The following is a 20,667-nucleotide window of genomic DNA, read 5'->3' as shown; positions in this document are numbered from 1 at the left end:
GGTGGCGGAACCGGAGAGTGGGCGCGGACTCACGCTCACTCATCGCGAGCAAGTGCTCGATTGGGCGGCGGTGCGTGGCGCCGACGTGCGATTCGCTTCGGTGACGATCAGCGAGAACGTCAACTGGAGCGATCCGGGCGCGGAGCGGATGCTGGCCGCGGCCCAGCACGCGGGCATCCATACCGGCGCCCGGCACTACGCGCGGCCTGGCGCGGTGCACGACCAGGCCGACCATTTCGTCCGGACGGCGAGCAAGCTCGGAGCGTTCGCGCCCGGTTCGCTCGCCCCGGCGCTCGAGGTGGACGCGCAAAGCGTCGACGACCGGTTCGTGAAGGCGTGGATCAAGCACGTGCGGCACGCCGCGAAGATCCGCCGGGTGCTCGTGTACGCCGGACACGACTGCTGGGCGCACCGCTTGCACCCCGACCGCTGGGCTGATTCCGAGGTCGTGCTGTGGCTCGTGCGGCACAACGGCATTCCCGGACGGCCCGGCTGGTTCCATTCGCGGCTCGGGCTGCACCAGCACGCCTTCGCGCCGGACGTGCCCGGAGTCGACGGGCCGGTGGCGCAGGACGCGGTGGTGTATCCGTTCGCACTGTCCGATGTGCTGCTCTGATCACCTTTTCCGCTGGTCACCGCCGGTTTCCGGCACAATGGCGCGATGCGTTTCCAGCGGCTGCGGACCGACCTGTCACCTTCGCGGGTGCTCGTTCTGCTGTCCGCGTACGCCCGGGCGCACGGCCTGCCAGAACCGGCCGCGGTCTGCGGGAACTGGTTCGGGTCGCGGGCAGTGGTGGCACCGTTCCTGGCGGTGACTCCGCAGCCGTTCCCATCGGTCTCTCCCGTTTCGGGTCCTTCGGGGCGCATCGGCGGCGGTTGGTTCGGGTTTCTGGCTTATGACCAGGCGGATCCATCTGGACGTTCGACCGGGGTTCCGGCGTCGGCCTGGGGCTGGGCGGATCACGTGCTGCGCTGGGACGCGGCTGGCGAGTGTTGGTTCGAGTCCCTTGACGGTGACGCCGACGCGCAGCTTGCCGTGGTGGAGCGGGCTTTGGCTGGATCCGCGGAGCTGTCATGGTCGGCTAGTGCTTTGCGACGGCCGTCCGGGCACGAGCAGGCGGTGAAGGCGTGCGTGCACGAGATCGAGGCGGGCGAGCTGTTCCAGGCGAACATCTGCTCGCGGTTCACCGGGACGTTCGAGGGATCACCGGCCGCGTTGTTCGCCGAGGGGGTGCGGCGGCTGGCTCCGCGGCGGGCGGCTTACGTCGCCGGTGAATGGGGTTCGGTGGTTTCGCTGTCGCCGGAACTGTTTTTGGCCCGGCACGACCGTCGCGTGCGGTCGTCGCCGATCAAGGGGACGCTGCCCCGGCGCGGTCCGGCGGACGACGGCAACGCGCTCCTGCTGCGGCAGTCGGCGAAGGACGTCGCGGAGAACGTGATGATCACCGACCTGGTGCGCAACGATCTCGGCCGGGTGTGCGAGGTCGGCAGCGTCGTGGTGCCGGAGCTGCTCGCGGTGCATCCCGCGCCGGGGGTGTGGCATCTGGCGTCCACTGTGGAGGGTGTGCTGGCGGACGGGGTGACCGACTCCGGGCTGCTGGCCGCGACGTTCCCGCCCGGCTCGGTCACCGGTGCGCCGAAGATCCGGGCACTGGACCTGATCACCGAACTGGAACCGGCCGCGCGCGGGGTGTACACCGGCGCGGTCGGCATGGTGTCGCCGCTGGCGGGGCTGGAGCTGAACGTGGCGATCCGGACGTTCGAGATCGCCGGGGACCGGATCGCGCTCGGCGTCGGCGGCGGGATCACGGCGGACTCGGACAGCGCCGCGGAATGGCAGGAGTGCCTGCACAAAGCGGCGCCGTTGGAGGATCTGCTGGCCAGGCCTCGTGAGTGCCGATCGCGGTTAGAACCGTGATCAGCACTCACGAGACTTACCTACGCGGGTCGAGCAGCAGTTTCCCGGTGGTGCCCCTGGAACGCAGCGCTTCGTGCGCCTTCCGGGCGTCCTCCAGCGCGTACTCGCCGCCCGCGATCGCGCGGAGTTTTCCGTCCAGCACCATCGTGAACAGGTCGCTGAGCGCGGTGCCGAAAACGTTGCCCGGCAAGCGGAACACGTGCGGCAGCCACATCCCGGCCACGGTCGTGCTGTGGCCGAGCAGGTTGCGCAATTCGATCGGCTTCGGCGAGCGGCGGCCGGCCATCCCGTAGAAGACCAGACGGCCGAACGGGGCCAGCGCGACGATGCTCTGGTCGGTGGTGGTGCCGCCGACCATGTCGAGGACGACGTCGACTCGCTTGCCGCCGTTGGCTTCCCGGAGGACTTCGGTCATGTTCTCCGCGCGGGAATCGACCGCGACGTCCGCGCCGAGTTCGATCGCCAGCGCGCGCTTTTCCTCGCTGCTCGCGGTCGCGATGACGCGGCCCGCGCCCCACGCGTTCGCCAGCTGCACCGCGATCGACCCGACGCCGCCCGCCGCGGCGTGCACGACGACGGACTCGCCGGGTTCGAGATGAGCGTTCTTGCGCAGCATGATCCACGCGGTCGCGCCCTGGACCAGCATCGACAGTGCGTTGAGGTCGTCGACGCCGTCCGGAACCGGGAAGGTCATGGCCTCGTCGGCCACGACGCGCTCGGCGTAACCGCCGCCGTCGCTGAGCAGCGCGACCACCCGCTTGCCGTCCGCCGTACGACCGACGACCTCGCCGCCGGGCACGAGCGGCAGCTTGCTCGGGGCGAGATACGAGTTTTCCGCCTGGTGCGTGTCCGCATAGTTCAGCCCGACACGGTCGACCTCGATCAGCACCTGCCCCGGCCCGGCCACCGGATCGGGCAGCTCGACCGGCTTCAGCACCTCGGGACCGCCGAATTCGGTCACCTGCACAGCACGCATCTTCGCGGCTCCTCTCGTCGTGAGACATTCTGCCACATGTCTCATCCATGGGACACTCTCTGCTAACGTCTCACCCATCGACACGCCACTGTCCACCCGCACCTCGCGACCCGACGCCGTCGCGGCCTTCCGCCTCGCCCGCGCCCGGTTCCTCGCCGGGGACCGCGTGGACATGCGCGACCTGGCCGGCGACCTCGGCGTCAGCCGCGCGACCCTGCACCGGTGGGTCGGCAGCCGCGATCACCTGCTGAGCGAAATCCTGTGGGCGGAGACGTCCGCGGTGCTGGATAACGTGAGTTATGCGGGCCGCGGCGGGGACGGCGTCGCGGAGGCGATCGGGGCATTCGTGCGGACGGTCAACGCGTCCTCGCCGTTCCGTGCGTTCTTGCGCCGGGAGCCGGAGCGTGCGCTGCGGTTGCTGACGACCAAGGCGAGCCTGGTGCAGTCGCGGACCATCGAGAAGGTGCAGGCGCTGCTGTCGGACGAGGTCGCGGCCGGGCGGTTGGAGACGCCGTTGCCGGTGGCGGATCTGGCGTATCTGCTCGTGCGGGTCGGCGAGTCGTTCATCTACACCGATGCGATCACCGGCGAGGAGCCGGATGCGGAAAAGGCTTTGGTAGCGGCGAAAATGCTGTTGCGCAGTCGGTAAAATCTCTTAGTGACCGCTGTCCAGGCCATCGCCCGGATCCCGACCGCTTCGATCAGGCAGTTGGTGCGCCATCCGAAACGGCCCCTCGTCGCCGGGATCGAACTGAACCGGCCCGCAGTGCACGTCTACTACGCCGAGCGAGTGCTGCGCAAAATCGGCGCGGTGGGCGCGGATTCCGCGGAGTACGGGAAGTTCCCGGACTGGCCCGCCCTCGCCTGGCATCCGGAACTGCCGGAACTGGTCTGGTCCGTCGGAGGGGAAACGGTGCGCTGGTCCCGGACCGGCACCTCCGCGCTGGACATCGCCGTCTCTGACCACGTGGCCTTCAGCCCGGACGGCCAGTCACTGTGGACGTCGCCGACCCCGCCCGGCGTCTTTGACCGTTCAGACGCCATCGACCTCAGCACTGGGGCCATCTCTCCCGCCCGGGCGTGGGACGGCGGCATCGTCGCGCATCCGGCGGGAGGGCTGATCGCCACCAAGCGGAGCGACCAGGGAGCGAGCTTTGTGCTCTTCTCCCGCCCAGGCGACCGGCTGCGGTTCCTTGACCGGGCCCTGATTCTGGACTCCAACGGCTGGGGCCTTCCGGTCTTCAGCTCCGACGGGCGGTACCTGGCGATTCGCGGCAACACCTACGAACACCAGGTCTTGGTGTTCGAGTTCCCTTCGCTGCGCCGGGTCAGGAAGATCTCGCTCAGCGAGCCGAAGCGGCTCAAGCGGAATGCCTCCTGGTCCGCTCGGCAGTGACCTCGTGGTCGCCGGAGACGACGAACTCGCGCTGGTGCCGGTTCCCGGCCCCCGCACCGTCGCGGATCCGGCCACCGTCACGGAGTTCCTCTCCAGTACCAAGGAGATTCCCGATGAGGGCCTGACGGAAGAACACGTCGTGCACACCGACGGCATCCGCACTTGGCGGCCGGAGGAACTGGCCACGATCACCAAAACCGCACCTAGCGACCCGAAGTGGCTGCAATTCCTAGCCGAAGACAACGCCCGCCGGTACTAACTCACTTCCGGGCCGCGAGCACCGCCGCGTAAAGCTCCTTTGTAGACACCCCGGCCGCACCCGCTACCTCAGCCGCGACGGTCTTCAGTCGTTCCCCCGAAGCGACCCGTTCCGCCACCTCCGGCACCAGATCCGCCACCGACGCCTGCCGAGGAGCCGCCCCCTCCAGCACCACCGAGATTTCGCCGCGAACCCCGTCCGCTGCCCACTCGGCAAGTTCCGCGAGGGTGCCGCGTTTGACCTCTTCGTACGTCTTCGTCAGTTCCCGGCACACCGCGGCCCGCCGAGAACCGCCCAGCGCGGCGGCGGCGTCGGAAAGCAGGGACGCGATCCGGTGCGGCGATTCGAAGAACACGACAGTCCGGCGCTCGCTCACCAGCTCCGCGAACCACTTCGATCGCTCACCAGGCTTGCGCGGGGCGAAGCCCTCGAAGCAGAACCGGTCGCAGGGCAGCCCGGACAACGCGAGCGCCGTCGTCACCGCCGACGGGCCGGGAAGGCAGGTGATCGGTAGGTCCTCCTCGACACAAGCGGCCACGAGGCGGAAGCCGGGATCGGACACGCTCGGCATCCCGGCGTCGGTCACCACCAGCACCGTCTCGCCGCCGTGCAGTGCCTCCAGCAGCTTCGGCAGCCGGGCAGTCTCGACGTCCTCGTAGAAGCTGACCACCCGGCCGGAAGGCGACACGCCGAGCGCGGAAGCGAGGCCGCGCAGGCGTCGAGTGTCCTCGGCGGCGATCACGTCCGCCGAGCCCAGCGCCTCGATCAGCCGGGCGGACGCGTCGCCGGGATCGCCCAGCGGGGTGGCGGCGAGCACGAGCCGTCCGGACGCAGAAGTCATGGCAGTCAGCCTAACCAGACGCCACCGGTGGATCAGGCCGTACTATCGGGCCCCGTGACCGCGCTGCTGACCCGTGCCGACGACGAGAGCGTGCGGCCGGACCCGGTCGACGCGCGCCGTCCTCCGACCGACCGCGAAGCCACCCTGCTCGGCCGGGCCATGCCCGCCGACCGGCTGCGCGGCTGGATCGTCACGTTCGTCCTGACCGTGATCGGCGGCGTCGTCCGGCTGCAGAATCTGGGCCTTCCCACTGACCACAACAGTCCTGTCTTCGACGAGAAGCACTACGTGCCCCAGGCCGCGCAGATGCTGCGCAACGGCGGGTACGAGGACAACGCCGGGTACGAGCTGATCGTGCACCCGCCGCTGGCCAAGGACTTCATCGCGTTCGGCGAGTGGCTCTTCGGCTACAACGGCTGGGGCTGGCGGTTCATGTCGGCGGTGGCCGGCACGCTGATCGTGCTGCTCACCGTGCGCATCGCGCGCCGGCTGACCCGCTCGACGCTGCTCGGCGGCATCGCGGGCGTGCTGGTGATCTGCGACGGCGTGCTGCACCTGCAGTCGCGGATGGGGATGCTCGACATCTTCATCGCGTTCTTCGTGCTCGCCGCGTTCGGCTGCGTGCTCTGCGACCGCGACCAGGTGCGGCAGCGGCTGGCGGTCGCGGTGCGCGAGGGCTGGATCGGCGAATCGCAGTGGGGTCCGAAACTCGGCTTCCGCTGGTGGCGGTTCGCGGCCGGGCTGATGATCGGCCTGACGTTCGGCGTCAAATGGTCCGCGCTCTACTACATCGCGGCGTTCGGCCTGCTCACCGTGTTCTTCGACGTCGCCGCCCGGCGCGCGGCGGGTGTCCAACGGCCGTGGGTCGGCACGATCCGGCGCGACGTCGCGCCCGCGCTGTGGGCCATCCTCGTCGTGCCGGTGCTGATGTACCTGGCGGCGTACTGGGCGTGGTTCGCCAGCGAAACCGCGACCGACCGGCACTACACCGAGATCAAGAACCTCGACCCGGGCATGTTCGGCTGGATCCCGCCCGCGCTGCGCTCGCTCGGCAGCTACACCGCCAACGTGCTGCATTTCCACGAAACCCTGGTGACGCCCAAGGACAATCCGCATCCGTGGGAGTCGAAGCCGTGGACGTGGCCGATGGGCCTGCGGCCGATGCTCTACTACTACGACGGCAACGTCACCGGCTGCGGCGAATCGCGCTGCCTCGGCGCGACGATGCTGATCGGCACGCCCGCGATGTGGTGGCTGGCCGTCCCGGTGCTCGGCTGGGGCCTGTGGCGCTGGTTCTTCCGCGCGGACTGGCGCTACGCCGCCGTGCTCACCGGCTACTTCGCCGGCTACCTGCCCTGGTTCACCAACATCGACCGGCAGATGTACTTCTTCTACGCCACGCCGATGGCCCCGTTCCTGGTGCTCGGGCTGGTGCTGGCGCTCGGGCAGATCCTCGGCAGCGCCAAACGCGGGTTCGAACGCAGAGGCACCGGTCTGCTCGTCGTGTCGCTTTATGTCGGGCTGGTGGTGGCGAACTTCGCCTGGCTGTGGCCGATTCTCAACGGAATCCCGATTACGAACGACCATTGGCAGGCGGAAATGTGGCTGCCTTCGTGGCGCTGAAGTAAGCGCCCGGCGGCACCCCGACCGCCCGGCGGAAGGCGGCTACGAAAGCGCTGGCCGTCGCGTACCCGACCCGGTGCGCGACGGTCGTCATCGGCAAACCCTGTGCCAGCAACGGCAATGCCGCGCGCAGCCGTGCTTGCGTGCGCCAGGTGCCGAACGTCATCCGGCAGTCTCGGACGAACGCGCGGGCCAGCGTCCGCTCGCTCGCGCCGACTTCCCGGCCCAGCTCGGCCAGGCCGCGCGAGTCCGCGGGGTCGGCGAGCACCGCGTCGGCGACATCCCGCGCTCGTGGGTCTGCGGGCGCGGGGACGACGATCGGCGCGACGTCCATCGGCTCCAGCAGATCGAACGCGACCGCTTCGGCGCGGCGGCGGGCATCCTCGCTGATGCCGTCCGCGGACAGGTGCTCCAGCAGTTCCCGCAGCAACGGCCGGACGATGACGATCCGCGGCGACGGCCAGTCGACCGGGCACTGCTCCGGATCGGCGTAGATTCCGCGCAGCTCGGCGTTCCCGACCGCGCCCGTGCGATGCCAGACGCCGACCGGGATCCAGAGCGCGCGCGTCGACGGCAGCACCCATTGCGCGTCGCCGACCATCACCGCGGCGACCCCGCGCGCGGCCCAGACGAGCTGGTGCGCCGGATGGTCGTGCCAGGGGAACCAGGCACCGGCCGCGATCGGGAGGTCGCCGAGCAGCATCGCGCCGGTTTGACCGTACTGCGACATGACGTGACAGCCTATCGCCTTCCGGTCAGCATGGCTCGTCCCTAGCGTCGGGACCATGCCGATGAACCTGATGCACCGCAAGCTCTGCAGCTCGGAAAGGTGGGCCGCCGCGGTGGCCGACGTGCTGCCGGACTGGCTCGCCCGTTTCGAACTGGGCGACGACGTCCTGGAAATCGGACCGGGTTTCGGGGCCACCACCCGGGTGCTGGTCGACGCTCTGCCGCGGCTGACCGCGCTGGAAATCGATCCGGCGTCGACCCGGCTGCTGCGGGAGAAATACGGCGACCGGGTCGACGTCGTCGAGGGCAGCGGCGCGGAAATGCCGTTCGCGGACAGCCGGTTTTCCGGAGTCGTGTGCTTCACGATGCTGCACCACGTGCCGACCGACGCGCTGCAGGACCGGATCTTCGCGGAGGCGTTCCGGGTGTTGCGCCCGGGCGGCACTTACTGCGGCGTGGACAGCCAGCTCAGCTTCGGATTCCGGCTGCTGCACCTCGGGGACACGATGAACGTCCTCGACGCGGACACCCTGCCCGCCCGACTGAGGGCGGCCGGGTTCGAGCAGGTGCGCGTGGGGGTCGAGCGGAAGCGGCTGGAGTTCGCGGCGGTGAAGGCGTCGTGAGTGCTAATCGCGGTTAGAACCGTGATCAACACTCACGAGGCTCAGCGCGGTGAGCGGCGCGGAACGATCTGCGTGACCGGCCCGTCCAGCGCCTTGCCCTGCCGGCTCAGCCAGCCGTCGACCTCGCGGCGCACCGAGTTCAGCGTCGGGCGACGGCGCGGTTCCGGATCCAGCGACGCGGCCAGGATCCGCGCGTGCACCGAACGCTGCGGCATGTGCGTGACCGGATCGGCGCGCGCCGCGGCCATCAGCGCGGCCATCGGCGTCTCGCGGGTGCCGCGCGGCGGCTGGCCGGTCAGCGCGTAGCTGACCGTGGCGGCGAGCTGCCAAGCGTCGGACGCCGGGCTCGCCGGGGAGCCCATCGCCTGTTCCGGCGCGACGAAGTCGGGCGTGCCGATCATCATCCCGGTGGCGGTCATCTTGGAATCGCCCTGGCTGCGGGCGATGCCGAAGTCGATGAGGTGCGCGATGCCCGCCGGGTCGAGGATGACGTTGGACGGCTTCACGTCGCGGTGCAGCACGCCCCGCTCGTGCGCCGCGACCAGCGCGCCGGCCATCGTCGACCACAGCCGTCCGGCGGCGACGTCGTCGATCGGGCCCTGGCCGTCGACCACCTCGGCGAGCGGGCGGCCCTGCAGGTACTCCATGACGAGCGCGAGCCCGTCCGGTTCCTCGGCCAGGTCGTACACGCGGACGCAGTTGGGGTGGTTCACCACGGCCAGCGCACGCGCCTCGCGCTGCATGCGCTCCTCGGTGTCGCGGTCGGGCGCGTGCGCGATCTTCAGCGCGACAGTGCGGTTGAGCTGCGTGTCGACGGCTTCCCAGACCGTGCCGAACCCGCCGGTCCCGAGCTGGCGGACGCGCCGGTACCGGCTGCTGCCCGCGTTGCGCGAGCCGGGCGGCGGCGGAATCATGCCGGGCGCGGCGGCCAGCGCCCCGGCCGGCGGCGGCTCCGGAGCGGACGCCAGCGCGGTGGCCGGGTACGGCTTGTTCTGCGGCGGCGGAGGCGGCGGCAGCTGCTCCCGGCGCGGCGGAGGCTGCGCGGCGGGCGGTTCGTCGCGGCGCGGCTCCGGCCGGTTGATCACCGACCACGGCGGCGGCCCGACCAGTGCGACCGGGATCAGCCCCAGGACGCTGAACGGCAGGAACCCGAGCCAGAAGTGCACCGCGGTGTTGGCCGACATGCCCGCCGACGCGACCGCCATGACCACGAACGGAATCCAGAAGAACCGCGACGGCCACTTCGGCCCGCGCCGGAAAGCGGTGCGCGCCTGCAGCATCACGAACAGCAGCGAGCCGACCGGCAGCGCGGTGAACGCGAGCAGGTACAGCGCGTAGGAGAGCTTGAGGCCGCGCGGGTAGAAGAGCGTCTCGAAGACGTTCGACCCGCCGCCGAGGTAGGCCTTCTGCGTGCCGACGAACGAGCAGTAGTCCTTGCTGAGCGAGGCCGCCCCGGACAGTCCGGTCGACTGGCCCGCGTTGGCCGCGCGGAACGTTTCCGAGATGCCCGAGGAGATCAGCCACGGCAGCACCAGCACGCTGACCACGCCGATGAGCCCGAACACGGTGAGCGTGGTCGCGTCGTACCGGTTGCCGGTCCCCTTGCGGACGATCGCCACGATCAGCGCACCGGCCGCCGGGAAGAGCGCGACGAGCGCACCCGCTGTGGTCGTCGCCCACACCCAGTCGCCCGGGCAGAAGTCCGGGCCGAACAAGGTGTGCGCGAGCGAGAGCAGCGCGCTCGCGATTCCGCTCACCGGCTGGTTCCCCTCACTGTCAGTGTTGTCTTCATGCCGCTGCGCGGCCGTTCCCCACGGTCCAGCTTAGGACGCACACGGCCTCCGCGGGGTTGCCGGGTCGAGCGGGGAACGTGATCCACTGCATCGATCTCCCCGGACCGGGCTGACCTGCGACCCGCCGGGGGAAAGGCCATCATGAGGGCAGATTCGGCCGTCGGAAGTCAAAGGAGACCTCGTGGGCGCGTACACCGAGACGTATCGGCGCAGTCTGGACGAGCCGGAGCAGTTCTGGCTCGAAGCCGCCCGGGCGATCGACTGGACGCAGCGGCCCACCCGCGCGCTCGATTCGTCCGCCGCGCCGTTTTACCGCTGGTATCCCGACGGCGAGCTGAACACCTCCTACAACGCACTCGATCGGCACGCCGACGGCGGCCGCGGCGCGCAGGACGCGCTGATCTGGGATTCGCCGGTCAGCGGCCGCAAACGCCGCTACACCTACGCCGAACTGCGGGACGAGGTCGCGATCTTCGCCGGCGCGCTCGCGTCGCTCGGGGTGACCCGCGGCGATCGCGTGATCCTTTACCTGCCGATGATTCCGCAGGCCGTCATCGCGATGCTCGCCTGCGCGCGGATCGGCGCGGTGCACTCCGTGGTGTTCGGCGGCTTCGCGCCGAAGGAGCTGGCCGCGCGGATCGAGGACGCGAAGCCGAAGCTGATCCTCGCCGCGTCGTGCGGGATCGAGCCGACCCGGGTCGTCGAGTACAAGCCGATCATCGACGCGGCTCTCGAAACCACCGAGCACCAGCCGGACCATGTCGTGGTGTTCCAGCGAGAGCAGGCGCGCGCGGAGCTGTCCGGCACTGACCTCGACTGGACCGAGCTTGTCGCCGATGCCGACCCGGTGGATCCGGTTCCGGTGAAGGCGACCGACCCGCTGTACATCCTCTACACGTCCGGCACCACCGGCCGGCCGAAGGGCGTCGTGCGCGACGCGGGCGGGCACGCGGTCGCGCTGGCGTGGTCGATGGGCGCGCTCTACGACGTCCATGCCGGGGATGTGTGGTGGACGGCTTCCGACGTCGGCTGGGTCGTCGGACATTCGTACATCGTCTACGCACCGCTGCTGGTGGGCGCGACAACGGTGCTGTACGAGGGGAAACCGGTAGGAACTCCTGACGCTGGCGCGTTCTGGCGGGTCATTTCCGAGCACGGTGTGCAGGCGCTCTTCACCGCGCCGACGGCGTTGCGCGCGGTGAAGAAGGTGGATCCGGACGCGGACGAGCTCAAAAAGTACGACCTGTCCCGGTTCCGCACCCTGTTCATGGCGGGCGAGCGGCTCGATCCGGAGACCTACCACTGGGCACACGACATCCTCGGCACGCCGGTCGTCGACCACTGGTGGCAGACCGAAACCGGCTGGCCCATCGCGGCCAATCCGCGCGGTCTCGAACCGATGCCGGTCAAGCCCGGGTCGGCGACGAAACCGGTGCCCGGCTGGGATGTCCGCATTCTCGACCAGGCGGGCGAGGAACTGCCAGCGGGCCGCGAGGGCGCGATCACGCTGAAACTGCCGCTGCCGCCGGGTTCGCTGCCGACGTTGTGGGGCGACGACGAGCGCTATCGCGAGGCGTACCTGTCGCGCTATCCCGGCTACTACCTGACCGGCGACTCGGGCTACCTCGACGAGGACGGCTACCTGTTCGTCATGGGCCGCACCGACGACGTGATCAACGTGGCCGGACACCGGCTGTCGACCGGCTCGATGGAGGCCGTGCTGGCGTCGCATCCGGCGGTCGCGGAGTGTGCGGTGATCGGGGTCGCCGACCAACTGAAGGGGCAAGTGCCGCGCGGGTTCGTGGTGCTGAAGTCCGGCGTGGAGGTGCCCGAGGAGCAGTTGCGGGACGAACTGGTCGCGCTGGTCCGCCACGATATCGGGCCGGTGGCGGCGTTCCGGGACGTCTCGGTGGTCAACGCGCTGCCGAAGACGCGCTCGGGGAAGATTCTCCGCAAGACGATGCGCGGGATCGCCGACGGTCGCGACGAGGCGGTTCCGTCGACCATCGAGGACCCGACGGTGCTCGACGCGTTGCGGGCGATCTTGCGGCCCTGAGCATTGCCCCAATGTGGCATTGGGTGCATGCGACGCACCCAATGTGGCGTTCGGTGCGCTGAGCGCACCCAATGTGGCATTGGGGCGTGGCGGGCATCCCGGCGAACGGGACATCAGTCGTCAGCCGACCCTTTCGGGCGTTGTCAGCCTCCCCGGTAGTGGTCTATACCTCTTGGAGTCCGCCTTCTCCGCGACGCGACCGGAGGTATGCCGTGAGGAAGACCCTGTCCAGGGCCGTGCTTGGGGTGACCGTGCTCGGGCTCGCCGCGGTGGGAGTGCCCGGGCCGGCCGCGGCGAGTCCCGCGCCCAGCGAACGGCAGGTCACCGACCTCGTACCGGTGCCGGTGCACGCCGTGGCGAAGGCGGACGCCACCTTCCGGCTCACGCCGCTGACGGTGATCCGCGCCGGACACGGCACTGGCGACGTCGCGGCGTACCTGCGCGGCCTGCTGCGACCCGCGACCGGCTACCCGCTGCCGGTCGTCCCGGTGAGCCCGGGACTGTCCGCGATCTCGCTCGACCTCGGCCACGCCGACCCGCGCGTCGGCGACGAGGGATACCAGCTCGACGTCACGAAGAACGGCGTCCGGCTGCGCGCCAACACTTCCGCCGGGCTGTTCACCGGCGTCCAGTCGCTGCGGCAGCTGCTGCCGTCGGCGATCGAGGCGAAGTCCGTGCAGCACCGGACGTGGACGATCGCCGGTGGCAGCGTGCTCGACTACCCGCGCTTCGCCCACCGCGGCGCGATGCTCGACGTCGCACGGCATTTCTTCACGCCTACGCAGGTGAAGAAGTACATCGACCAGATCGTCCAGTACAAGATCAACACCTTGCACCTGCACCTCAGCGACGACCAGGGCTGGCGCATCGAAATCAAGAGCTGGCCGAAGCTGGCGACCGAAGGCGGCAAGACGGCTGCGTACGGCGACCCCGGCGGTTACTACACGCAGGAGCAGTACAGCGACATCGTCGCGTACGCCGCGAGCCGACACATCACGGTCGTCCCGGAAATCGACATGCCTGGGCACACCAATGCCGCACAGTCGGTGTACGCCGAACTCAACTGCGACGGGGTCGCGGTCCCGCCGCGTACCGACATCGAAGTCGGCTACAGCTCGTTGTGCATCAAGTCGCCTACCACGTACCGATTCGTGGAAGACGTGATCCGCGAACTCGCCGCGATCACGCCAGGAAAATACATCGGCATCGGCGGCGACGAAGCTCATTCGACGTCCGCCGAGGACTACAAAGCCTTCTACGAGAAGGTAACCCCGATGGTCGCCAAGTACGGCAAGCTGATCACCGGCTGGCACGAGATGGCGAAGGCGCCGCTGCCGACGTCCGCCGTGCCGCAGTACTGGGACCAGGGCGGCCCGAACGCGGACGTGGCCGCCGCGGCGGCGCGCGGGAACAAGTTCATCATGTCGCCCGCCAACCACGCCTATCTCGACATGAAGTACACGGAATCGACGAAGCTGGGCCAGGATTGGGCCGGTTTGGTCGAAGTCCGCGACGCCTACGAATGGGACCCGGCGACGCTCGTTCCCGGCGTCGCGGAGAAGTCCGTCGCCGGGGTCGAGGCTCCGCTGTGGACGGAAACCATCCGGACCAACGACGACATCGAGTACATGGCCTTCCCGCGCCTGCCCGGCGTCGCGGAAATCGGCTGGTCGCCGCGAGCATCCCGAACCTGGGACGGCTACCGGGACCGCATCGCCAAGCAAGCGCCGCGCTGGGAAGCCCAGGGAATCGACTTCTACCGTTCACCCCAGGTCGGCTGGAAGTGATTCCCTAGCCCGGTCCACTTTGGACTGGATACCCTTGCGATAGCCCTCCGGCAACGCATCCGTCGACAGCACCCGGTCCGCCAGCTCCAGCATCGGTCCCGGCTCAGGCAGCCGCGCGTAATTCGCCGCCGCCGCCAGGAACGTCTCCCCGACGGTCGGCCCCTCGGCCCGCTCCACGACCTCGAGCGGTCCGGCCGTCGGGACCGTGCCCGGTCGCAGCACGCGCAGATACCAGCCGCAGCGACGGGTGTCGATCATCGCGGGCACGACGTCCTTGCGCCCGGTCCGCATGGCGAGCTTGAAACACGGATGCCGCGGCTGGGCGATCTGCACGAGCGCGTCGCCCCAGGCCCAGATGTCGCCGATCCGCACGTCGCTCTCGAGCGCGCCTTGTACGGAGAGGTTCTCGCCGAAGTCGCCGTGCGCCACGGAGTACCCCTCGTCGGTCCACACCGGATAGTGCTCGACCGGGTAGACGTAGACGGCCTTGTCGGGACCGCCGTGCACCGAAAGGTCGGCTTGGCGGTCGCCGGTCAGGTTCAGCTCGGACAGCGCAAGCTCTGCGTCCGCGACCCGGGTTTTCCGGATGGCGCTCAGCACGGGCTGGTCCCGCTGGTGGCCGAGTACGGTCGGCTCGCCCACGTAGACGTCTTTCAGCGACAGCATGGGATGAACCTAGCAAGCGGGCCGGGTTACTTGGACGGGTCGGGGAAACCAGGGGTAACGCTCCGCACGTAGACCGTCTCCTCAGTGCCGGGCTTGACGAACGCATCGAACGTCGCGTGGTACGGCGTCTCGAGGTGGGTGTAAAGGTCGGCCTTCGCCTTGGGATCGTAGGTCCAGCCGAACTGCCGCATCTCGGCGGCGTCGAACGGCGGGCCGAACTTGTCGATCGGCCAACGGAGACTCGGTTCGGCCGGGTCCGCACCGTACTTCCGAAGGTAATCGTCCACACACGACTTCGGCGCGACGAAGGCGAAGGCGAGCCGTTCAGTGAGCCTGGGCTGGACGTCGAAATGAAAATCCTTGACCGGACAGGACGGCAGCGTGATCTGGAACCTGGCCGAGGCTTCTTCCCAGCTGACGCCGTCCTCGCTGCCCGGGTACGCCCGCGGATCCGGCGGGCCGCTGCATCCGGCCACCGTGACCGCGGCACCGAGTGCGGCAAGCACCGCGAACATCCGCGAAAACATAAGAAGAACCTAGCAAGGCAATGACCAGGCGCACCAAGGGTTTTCGGCTGTGCAGCGGTCAGCGAAGCGGTGCCCGGCGCGCGGGAAACACGCACCGGGCACCGCGATCAACCGTTCAGCTCCGCCGACTCCTCGTCACTGAGCAGTCGGGACCGGATCAGAAACCGCACCCCTTCCGGCGCCTCCAGCGAGAATCCGCTTCCCCGCCCGGGCACCACATCGATGGTCAGATGCGTATGCCGCCAGTACTCGAACTGCGGCCCGGACATCCACACCGGCACCGCGGCGATGCCGTCCACCGTCAGGTCGCCCAGGTGCACATCGTGCGAGCCGACCCGGAATTCGCCCGCCGGGTAGCACATCGGGGCGCTGCCGTCGCAGCATCCGCCGGACTGGTGGAACATCACCGGTCCGTGGACTGGCACCAGCCGCCGCAGCAGGTCGGCGGCGGCCGGGGTCAGGTCCACCCGTTGCGGCATCAGAAGAAGCCCAGCGCCTGGTCGGAGTAGGAGACCAGGAGGTTCTTCGTCTGCTGGTAGTGGTCCAGCATCATCTTGTGGTTCTCGCGGCCGATGCCGGACGCCTTGTAGCCGCCGAAGGCCGCGTGAGCGGGGTAGGCGTGGTAGTTGTTCACCCACACGCGACCGGCCTGGATGTCGCGGCCCGCGCGGTAGGCGGTGTTCCCGTCGCGCGACCAGACGCCGGCGCCGAGGCCGTACAGGGTGTCGTTGGCGATCTTGAGCGCGTCGTCGTAGTCGTCGAACTTCGCCACGGACACCACCGGGCCGAAGATCTCCTCCTGGAAGATGCGCATCTTGTTGTCGCCCTCGAACACCGTCGGCTGCACGTAGTAGCCGCCGGAGAGGTCGCCGCCGAGGTCGGACTGCTCGCCGCCGGTGAGGACCTTCGCGCCCTCCTGCTTGCCGATGTCGATGTAGGACAGGATTTTCTCGAGCTGGTCGTTCGAGGCCTGCGCGCCGATCATCGTCTCGGTGTCGAGCGGGTTGCCCTGCTTGATCTTCTTCACGCGCTCGACCGCGTCGCCGAGGAACCGGTCGTAGATGCCGGACTGGATCAGCGCGCGCGACGGGCAGGTGCAGACCTCGCCCTGGTTCAGCGCGAAGAGCGCGAAGCCCTCCTGTGCCTTGTCGTAGAACGCGTCGTTGGCCGCGGCGACGTCGTCGAAGAAGATGTTCGGGCTCTTGCCGCCCAGTTCGACGGTCACCGGGATGATGTTTTCGCTGGCGTACTGCAGGATCAGCCGCCCGGTCGTCGTCTCGCCGGTGAACGCGACCTTGCGCACGCGGTTGCTCGACGCGAGCGGTTTGCCGGCCTCGACGCCGAATCCGTTGACGATGTTCAGCACGCCCGGCGGGATCAGGTCGCCGATGATCGACATCAGCAGGTGGATCGACGCCGGGGTCTGCTCGGCGGGCTTGAGCACGATCGCGTTGCCCGCGGCCAGCGCCGGGGCGAGCTTCCAGACCGCCATCAGCAGCGGGAAGTTCCACGGGATGATCTGGCCGACGACGCCGAGCGGCTCGTGGAAGTGGTAGGCGACGGTGTTGTCGTCGATCTGCGAGATGCCGCCTTCCTGGGCTCGCAGCGCGCCGGCGAAGTAGCGGAAGTGGTCGATGGCGAGCGGGATGTCGGCGGCGAGGGTTTCGCGGACCGGCTTGCCGTTCTCCCAGGCCTCGGCGACCGCGATCCGCTCGAGGTTCTGCTCCATCCGGTCGGCGATCTTGAGCAGGATGTTCGCGCGTTCCTCGGTCGAGGTCCGGCCCCACGCGGGTGCGGCGCCCTCGGCCGCGTCGAGCGCCCGGTCGATGTCGGCCGCCGTGCCGCGGGCGATCTCGGTGAAGGTCTTCCCGGTCACCGGCGTCGGGTTCTCGAAGTACTGCCCGCCCGCCGGCGCGACGTATTCGCCGCCGATGTAGTGGTCGTAGCGGGTCTCGTAGTCGACGACGGCGCCGTCGGTGTTCGGTGCGGCGTATACGGCCATCTTGCCCTGCCTCGTTGCTGGTCGGTGACGGTCGGCGGCGACCGTAGGCCGGGCAACGTTGCGCCAACGTTGCAGCCTTGTGACCAGGGTCTCTACTCTCAACCACGTGGCGGAGCTGCCCGAACCCGACCTGCTGCGCGATCCGGAGTCGTACGCGCGGCTCCTGCGGCATGTCCGTGAGGCGGTCCTGTCCGGATCCACCGCGCCACGTTCGCCCCGCTCGGTGGTGTCGGCGTCGTGGGAGCGCTCGCTGGCCGCGCACGTCGACCCGGACGCGGGCGAGGCCCCGCTGATCTTCGAGGCGGACGAACTCACCGACCTGCGCGCGGAGCATCCGCTGGCCCCGGTGCTGCCGCTGTTGCGCGAGATGCTGGTGAGCATCGCCGATGACGCCGAGCACATGATGATCGTGACCGACGCGAACGGCTTGATCCTGTGGCGCGAGGGCGCGACCGGCGTGCTGCTGCGCGCGGACCAGGTCGCGCTCACCGAGGGCACGCGGTGGAGCGAAGAGGCGATCGGCACGAACGCGATGGGCACGACGCTCGCGACCGGCCAGCCGGTGCAGATCTATTCGGCCGAGCACCTCGTCCGCCGCTATCACACGTGGACCTGCGCCGCGGCCCCCGTACGCGACCCGGACACCGGCGCGCTGCTCGGTTCGATCGACGTCAGCGGTCCGCTCCGCACCGTGCATCCGGCGATGTTGTCGCTGGTCACGGCCACGGCTCAGCTGGCCGAGGGACGGCTGCGGGCGGATTTGGCGGTCCGCGACGAGAAGGTGCGGCGGGCGAACATGCCACACCTGGCGTCACTGCGCGGCCGCCCCGGCGCGCTTCTTTCGGCAGGCGGACGGGTGCTGGCGGCGGAATCGTGCACCCTTCCGTCCACTGTGGAGGTACGAAAAGGCGGCGGCACAGTGACGCTGCCGGACGGCCGGATCGCCACCGTCGACCCGCTGGACGAGGGCTACCTGCTGCGGATCGCCACGTCCGGCTCCGCGACCCGCCGCCGGTTGTCGCTCGAATACCTCACCGACGGTCCCGGATCGACCACTGTGGACGGTCGAGACATCCCGTTCACCTTGCGGCACGCCGAATTGCTCACCTTGCTCGCGCTTCAGCCGCGCGGCTTGTCAGCGGAAAAGCTGGCGCTGCAACTGTACGGTGAGGCTGGCAATCCGGTGACCGTGCGTGCCGAGATCCACCGGTTGCGCACCCAGCTCGGCACCGGGGTGTTGCAGACGCGCCCGTACCGCCTCGCGGCCACCGTGGACGCGGACTTCCTGCGCACCAAAGCCGCCCTGCGCGCCGGAGACGCCGCCTCGGCGGTCCGGTCGTTCCAAGGCCCGCTGCTCGCGGAGTCGGAATCGCCCGCGATCCTGGAAGAACGCGAGTCGATCAGCGCGCAGGTCCGGCAGCTGGCGTTGAACAGCGGGGATGCGGATACGTTGTGGTCGTTCTGGGAAACCTCCTGTGGCGCTGACGATCTGGCTATTCTGGACGCGTTGTCCGCCGTGCTCTCGCCGTCGGATCCGCGGTTGGCCGCAGTGCGGACTCACCGCGCCCGGCTGGGCTGATTCTTACCGCGCAGCAGCAGTCTCCCGGATCGCGTCGTCCACCGGAGCCGGGTAGTTCAGCTCCAAATACAACTCCCGCAACAACAATCCGTCCATGTGCTGCACCGTCAACCCCGGCTGCTTCCCGCTCAGCCCGTTGAGGAATCCGCCGAGCTTGAACGCACCGCGCACCGGCCAGGACGGCATCGACCGCACCCGGCGTGGCCGTCCCGCCGCCGCGGCCAGCCGGGCGAACATGTCCGTCCACTGCAGATTTTCCTCCGCCACCGGGACATCCGCGCCGGACGCCGCCTCCAGCGCATCCACCGTCGCGACCCCGACTCCACGCGCACTCGTCGCCGCAGTCCCGCCGGGAGGCGCGAAAAGCGGCGAGGTGGAGTGGACCCACTTCACGATCGGCACCGACCACTGCGGCACCCGATCCTCCGCGACACCAAAGACAAACGGCACTTCGATCACCGCCACCGGCAACTCCGGCCCCGCTGTCTCGCGTGCGACACGGGCCTGCTCCAGGCGACTGCGCACGTACGGATGCTTCGCGGCCAACCCCCACTCCGGGCGTACGCGGTCGAAGTACGTGTAATACGACCCCAGCACCGCAGCCCGCGTACAGCCTGCTTCGCGCGCCGCGCGCAACAACGCGGCTACAGGTGCGACGTTGCCCGCGCGCAGCCGAGGCTCGACCGGCCCGCGTCCAACCGCGCGGTCGTCCATGCCGCCAGCGAAGACGACACCGTCGTGTCCGTCGAGCGCTTCGCACAACTCCTCGTGCGAAGCCTTCGAGACGTCGAGCGTCCGGTCGACTCCATCACGTGCCGTACGCGCGACGGCGGTCGTTTCGTGCCCGCGTTTCCGCAGTTCGTCGAGGACGTGCTGCCCTAGCAGGCCGCTGCCGCCCACCACCAAGATCTTCATGGTCCGCTTCCGTTCGGGCTGATCGTCAGCCGCACTGCATCAAGCAGCGGGCGGCCTCGAACCGGCCTTCTTTGAGATCGTCGGCTCGGATGAGCCAGTACACCATCCCGACGTCGCCCCACATCATGTCGGTTTCGTTGTCACTGTCGAACTGCGCGAGCAGCACCCAGCGGGCCGCTTCTTCCTTGAGCCGCGGATCTTGCCACCCGCCTTCCAGCACCTCCGCCGCGATCTCGTTCTCCACGGCGTCCTGGACCGGTGTGGCGAAGCCACCGATCTGATGTTGCGGCGTGCCTTCGTTGACCTCCCAGGTGAGGTTTCCGAACACCAGGGCACCGATCCGCTCAGGTTCGGGGCCTGTCTGGACAGCTTCAGCCAGGGACACCCCGCTCGCGGTCGTGGTCTGGTCCAGCAGGATGTGCTCGCTTTCCGGGGCAGTGGCCACGATCTCCGCGAAAACGTCACGCTGCGGGTAGGGCTCGAGGTCGGCCGGAGGCGTTCGCTCGGCGACCGGGGTGCCCGCGGGCACGAAGATCACTCGATAGCCGTCGGCATCGGTGGGCAGAATGTGGCGGTAGTTATCGGGTTCGTAGCGTCCGTCGAACGCGAAGAACAGCAGCGTCCCCGTCTCCGGCAGCGGAATAGTCAAGAACTCCCGCGGCAGCGCCGCACAATCCACCGCGGCGACGAACGTAAGCGGCCCCTTCTCCTCCCAGATCGGCCATTCCACCGCATCCGGCAGCGCCGGATTTCCGCCAAGCTGCCCCACGCGCGGCCCGGTGCCCTTGGCGGTAAGCCGGATCCCGGGTTGGAACAGCTCGATCCATGTAGCCGCCACCTCAGCGGGCAGCCGGTCTTGAGCGAGGGTGCTGAGTCGATCTCTCCATGCGGTCACTCCGCCATAGTGGCGCAAGGCACCGACAAAAACGCTTGAGCGCCGAGCGTCCGGCCGACTCCTTCGCGCGCCCGCGATCTCC

General features: G+C 69.2%; 20 protein-coding genes. 10 read left to right on the top strand and 10 right to left on the bottom strand.

The features are described from left to right. Position 1 precedes the first annotated feature (1 nt). Both AB5I40_RS32525 and AB5I40_RS32520 read left to right on the top strand, forming a co-directional pair. Positions 2-616: a glycoside hydrolase family 25 protein gene (locus tag AB5I40_RS32525; RefSeq protein WP_370934034.1), complete on the top strand. Its 615-nt coding sequence runs from the start codon at positions 2-4 to the stop codon at positions 614-616. A gap of 45 nt (positions 617-661) precedes the next feature. Beyond that, positions 662-1,918 (top strand): aminodeoxychorismate synthase component I, encoded by a 1,257-nt coding sequence (locus tag AB5I40_RS32520; protein ID WP_370934033.1) that lies wholly within the window; start codon positions 662-664, stop codon positions 1,916-1,918. Between the two features lie 16 nt (positions 1,919-1,934). On the opposite strand, the gene AB5I40_RS32515 is transcribed toward AB5I40_RS32520, so the two are convergent. Next, a complete protein-coding gene (locus tag AB5I40_RS32515; RefSeq protein WP_370934032.1) occupies positions 1,935-2,894 on the bottom strand; it encodes a zinc-binding alcohol dehydrogenase family protein in 960 nt (319 codons plus the stop codon). Between the two features lie 172 nt (positions 2,895-3,066). Here AB5I40_RS32515 and AB5I40_RS32510 point away from each other — a divergent pair, with 172 nt between their 5' ends. The 3 genes from AB5I40_RS32510 to AB5I40_RS32500 are packed head-to-tail and all read left to right on the top strand — an operon-like array spanning position 3,067 to position 4,549. Continuing rightward, entirely contained in the window at positions 3,067-3,543 is a 477-nt protein-coding gene (locus AB5I40_RS32510) for a QsdR family transcriptional regulator (RefSeq protein ID WP_370934031.1), read from the top strand. Positions 3,544-3,552: 9 nt separating this feature from the next. Then, complete coding sequence (locus AB5I40_RS32505) at positions 3,553-4,290, top strand: hypothetical protein (RefSeq protein WP_370934030.1); 738 nt, start codon at positions 3,553-3,555, stop codon at positions 4,288-4,290. After that, complete coding sequence (locus tag AB5I40_RS32500; protein WP_370934029.1) at positions 4,265-4,549, top strand: hypothetical protein; 285 nt, start codon at positions 4,265-4,267, stop codon at positions 4,547-4,549. The genes AB5I40_RS32505 and AB5I40_RS32500 overlap by 26 nt, the downstream gene beginning before the upstream one ends. Before the next feature lies 1 nt (position 4,550). Here the strand turns inward: AB5I40_RS32500 and rsmI are convergent, their stop codons facing one another. Next, positions 4,551-5,390, bottom strand: coding sequence for a 16S rRNA (cytidine(1402)-2'-O)-methyltransferase (gene rsmI / locus AB5I40_RS32495; RefSeq protein ID WP_370934028.1), 840 nt, complete (start codon positions 5,388-5,390; stop codon positions 4,551-4,553). A gap of 54 nt (positions 5,391-5,444) precedes the next feature. Here rsmI and AB5I40_RS32490 point away from each other — a divergent pair, with 54 nt between their 5' ends. Continuing rightward, positions 5,445-7,013, top strand: a complete 1,569-nt coding sequence (locus AB5I40_RS32490; protein WP_370934027.1) for a dolichyl-phosphate-mannose--protein mannosyltransferase — start codon at positions 5,445-5,447, stop codon at positions 7,011-7,013. Here AB5I40_RS32490 and AB5I40_RS32485 read toward each other — a convergent pair. Further along, positions 6,964-7,743, bottom strand: coding sequence for a helix-turn-helix domain-containing protein (locus tag AB5I40_RS32485; RefSeq protein ID WP_370934026.1), 780 nt, complete (start codon positions 7,741-7,743; stop codon positions 6,964-6,966). The two genes, AB5I40_RS32490 and AB5I40_RS32485, sit on opposite strands and share 50 nt — an antisense overlap. A gap of 55 nt (positions 7,744-7,798) precedes the next feature. Here AB5I40_RS32485 and AB5I40_RS32480 point away from each other — a divergent pair, with 55 nt between their 5' ends. Continuing rightward, positions 7,799-8,365, top strand: a complete 567-nt coding sequence (locus tag AB5I40_RS32480; protein ID WP_370934025.1) for a class I SAM-dependent methyltransferase — start codon at positions 7,799-7,801, stop codon at positions 8,363-8,365. A 41-nt stretch (positions 8,366-8,406) separates the two neighbouring features. Here the strand turns inward: AB5I40_RS32480 and AB5I40_RS32475 are convergent, their stop codons facing one another. Beyond that, positions 8,407-10,122 (bottom strand): serine/threonine-protein kinase, encoded by a 1,716-nt coding sequence (locus AB5I40_RS32475; RefSeq protein ID WP_370934024.1) that lies wholly within the window; start codon positions 10,120-10,122, stop codon positions 8,407-8,409. A 217-nt stretch (positions 10,123-10,339) separates the two neighbouring features. Here AB5I40_RS32475 and AB5I40_RS32470 point away from each other — a divergent pair, with 217 nt between their 5' ends. Both AB5I40_RS32470 and AB5I40_RS32465 read left to right on the top strand, forming a co-directional pair. After that, positions 10,340-12,214: a propionyl-CoA synthetase gene (locus AB5I40_RS32470; RefSeq protein ID WP_370934023.1), complete on the top strand. Its 1,875-nt coding sequence runs from the start codon at positions 10,340-10,342 to the stop codon at positions 12,212-12,214. Between the two features lie 212 nt (positions 12,215-12,426). After that, entirely contained in the window at positions 12,427-14,001 is a 1,575-nt protein-coding gene (locus tag AB5I40_RS32465) for a beta-N-acetylhexosaminidase (protein ID WP_370934022.1), read from the top strand. Here the strand turns inward: AB5I40_RS32465 and AB5I40_RS32460 are convergent. The 4 genes from AB5I40_RS32460 to adh all read right to left on the bottom strand — a co-directional run bounded on the left by AB5I40_RS32460 (position 13,978) and on the right by adh (position 17,196). Continuing rightward, complete coding sequence (locus tag AB5I40_RS32460) at positions 13,978-14,667, bottom strand: MOSC domain-containing protein (protein ID WP_370934021.1); 690 nt, start codon at positions 14,665-14,667, stop codon at positions 13,978-13,980. The two genes, AB5I40_RS32465 and AB5I40_RS32460, sit on opposite strands and share 24 nt — an antisense overlap. A 26-nt stretch (positions 14,668-14,693) precedes the next feature. Continuing rightward, positions 14,694-15,182, bottom strand: coding sequence for a hypothetical protein (locus AB5I40_RS32455; RefSeq protein ID WP_370934020.1), 489 nt, complete (start codon positions 15,180-15,182; stop codon positions 14,694-14,696). A gap of 119 nt (positions 15,183-15,301) precedes the next feature. Beyond that, on the bottom strand, positions 15,302-15,673 hold the full coding sequence (locus AB5I40_RS32450) for a DUF779 domain-containing protein (protein WP_370934019.1): 372 nt from the start codon (positions 15,671-15,673) through the stop codon (positions 15,302-15,304). After that, on the bottom strand, positions 15,673-17,196 hold the full coding sequence (adh, locus tag AB5I40_RS32445; RefSeq protein ID WP_370934018.1) for an aldehyde dehydrogenase: 1,524 nt from the start codon (positions 17,194-17,196) through the stop codon (positions 15,673-15,675). The genes AB5I40_RS32450 and adh overlap by 1 nt, the downstream gene beginning before the upstream one ends. Positions 17,197-17,302: 106 nt before the next feature. Here adh and AB5I40_RS32440 point away from each other — a divergent pair, with 106 nt between their 5' ends. Next, the gene (locus tag AB5I40_RS32440; RefSeq protein ID WP_370934017.1) at positions 17,303-18,775 is read left to right on the top strand and encodes a GAF domain-containing protein; all 1,473 of its coding nucleotides are present in this window, start codon (positions 17,303-17,305) and stop codon (positions 18,773-18,775) included. A gap of 3 nt (positions 18,776-18,778) precedes the next feature. On the opposite strand, the gene AB5I40_RS32435 is transcribed toward AB5I40_RS32440, so the two are convergent. Both AB5I40_RS32435 and AB5I40_RS32430 read right to left on the bottom strand, forming a co-directional pair. After that, positions 18,779-19,690, bottom strand: a complete 912-nt coding sequence (locus tag AB5I40_RS32435) for an NAD-dependent epimerase/dehydratase family protein (RefSeq protein ID WP_370934016.1) — start codon at positions 19,688-19,690, stop codon at positions 18,779-18,781. Between the two features lie 25 nt (positions 19,691-19,715). Beyond that, on the bottom strand, positions 19,716-20,585 hold the full coding sequence (locus AB5I40_RS32430; RefSeq protein ID WP_370934015.1) for a YwqG family protein: 870 nt from the start codon (positions 20,583-20,585) through the stop codon (positions 19,716-19,718). Positions 20,586-20,667 lie beyond the last annotated feature (82 nt).

This window comes from Amycolatopsis sp. cg13, from assembly GCF_041346965.1.
Lineage (GTDB): Bacteria > Actinomycetota > Actinomycetes > Mycobacteriales > Pseudonocardiaceae > Amycolatopsis.
This window is presented reverse-complemented; position numbering and strand designations above follow the sequence as displayed.

Excerpts from the sequence above, each read along its gene's own strand:
- AB5I40_RS32520 (WP_370934033.1), top strand. The coding sequence starts at position 662 with ATGCGTTTCCAGCGGCTGCGGACCGACCTGTCACCTTCGCGGGTGCTC.
- AB5I40_RS32515 (WP_370934032.1), bottom strand. The coding sequence starts at position 2,894 with ATGCGTGCTGTGCAGGTGACCGAATTCGGCGGTCCCGAGGTGCTGAAG.
- AB5I40_RS32510 (WP_370934031.1), top strand. The coding sequence starts at position 3,067 with ATGCGCGACCTGGCCGGCGACCTCGGCGTCAGCCGCGCGACCCTGCAC.
- AB5I40_RS32500 (WP_370934029.1), top strand. The coding sequence starts at position 4,265 with ATGCCTCCTGGTCCGCTCGGCAGTGACCTCGTGGTCGCCGGAGACGAC.
- rsmI (WP_370934028.1), bottom strand. The coding sequence starts at position 5,390 with ATGACTTCTGCGTCCGGACGGCTCGTGCTCGCCGCCACCCCGCTGGGC.
- AB5I40_RS32485 (WP_370934026.1), bottom strand. The coding sequence starts at position 7,743 with ATGTCGCAGTACGGTCAAACCGGCGCGATGCTGCTCGGCGACCTCCCG.
- AB5I40_RS32480 (WP_370934025.1), top strand. The coding sequence starts at position 7,799 with ATGCCGATGAACCTGATGCACCGCAAGCTCTGCAGCTCGGAAAGGTGG.
- AB5I40_RS32460 (WP_370934021.1), bottom strand. The coding sequence starts at position 14,667 with ATGCTGTCGCTGAAAGACGTCTACGTGGGCGAGCCGACCGTACTCGGC.
- AB5I40_RS32455 (WP_370934020.1), bottom strand. The coding sequence starts at position 15,182 with ATGTTCGCGGTGCTTGCCGCACTCGGTGCCGCGGTCACGGTGGCCGGA.
- AB5I40_RS32450 (WP_370934019.1), bottom strand. The coding sequence starts at position 15,673 with ATGCCGCAACGGGTGGACCTGACCCCGGCCGCCGCCGACCTGCTGCGG.
- adh (WP_370934018.1), bottom strand. The coding sequence starts at position 17,196 with ATGGCCGTATACGCCGCACCGAACACCGACGGCGCCGTCGTCGACTAC.
- AB5I40_RS32435 (WP_370934016.1), bottom strand. The coding sequence starts at position 19,690 with ATGAAGATCTTGGTGGTGGGCGGCAGCGGCCTGCTAGGGCAGCACGTC.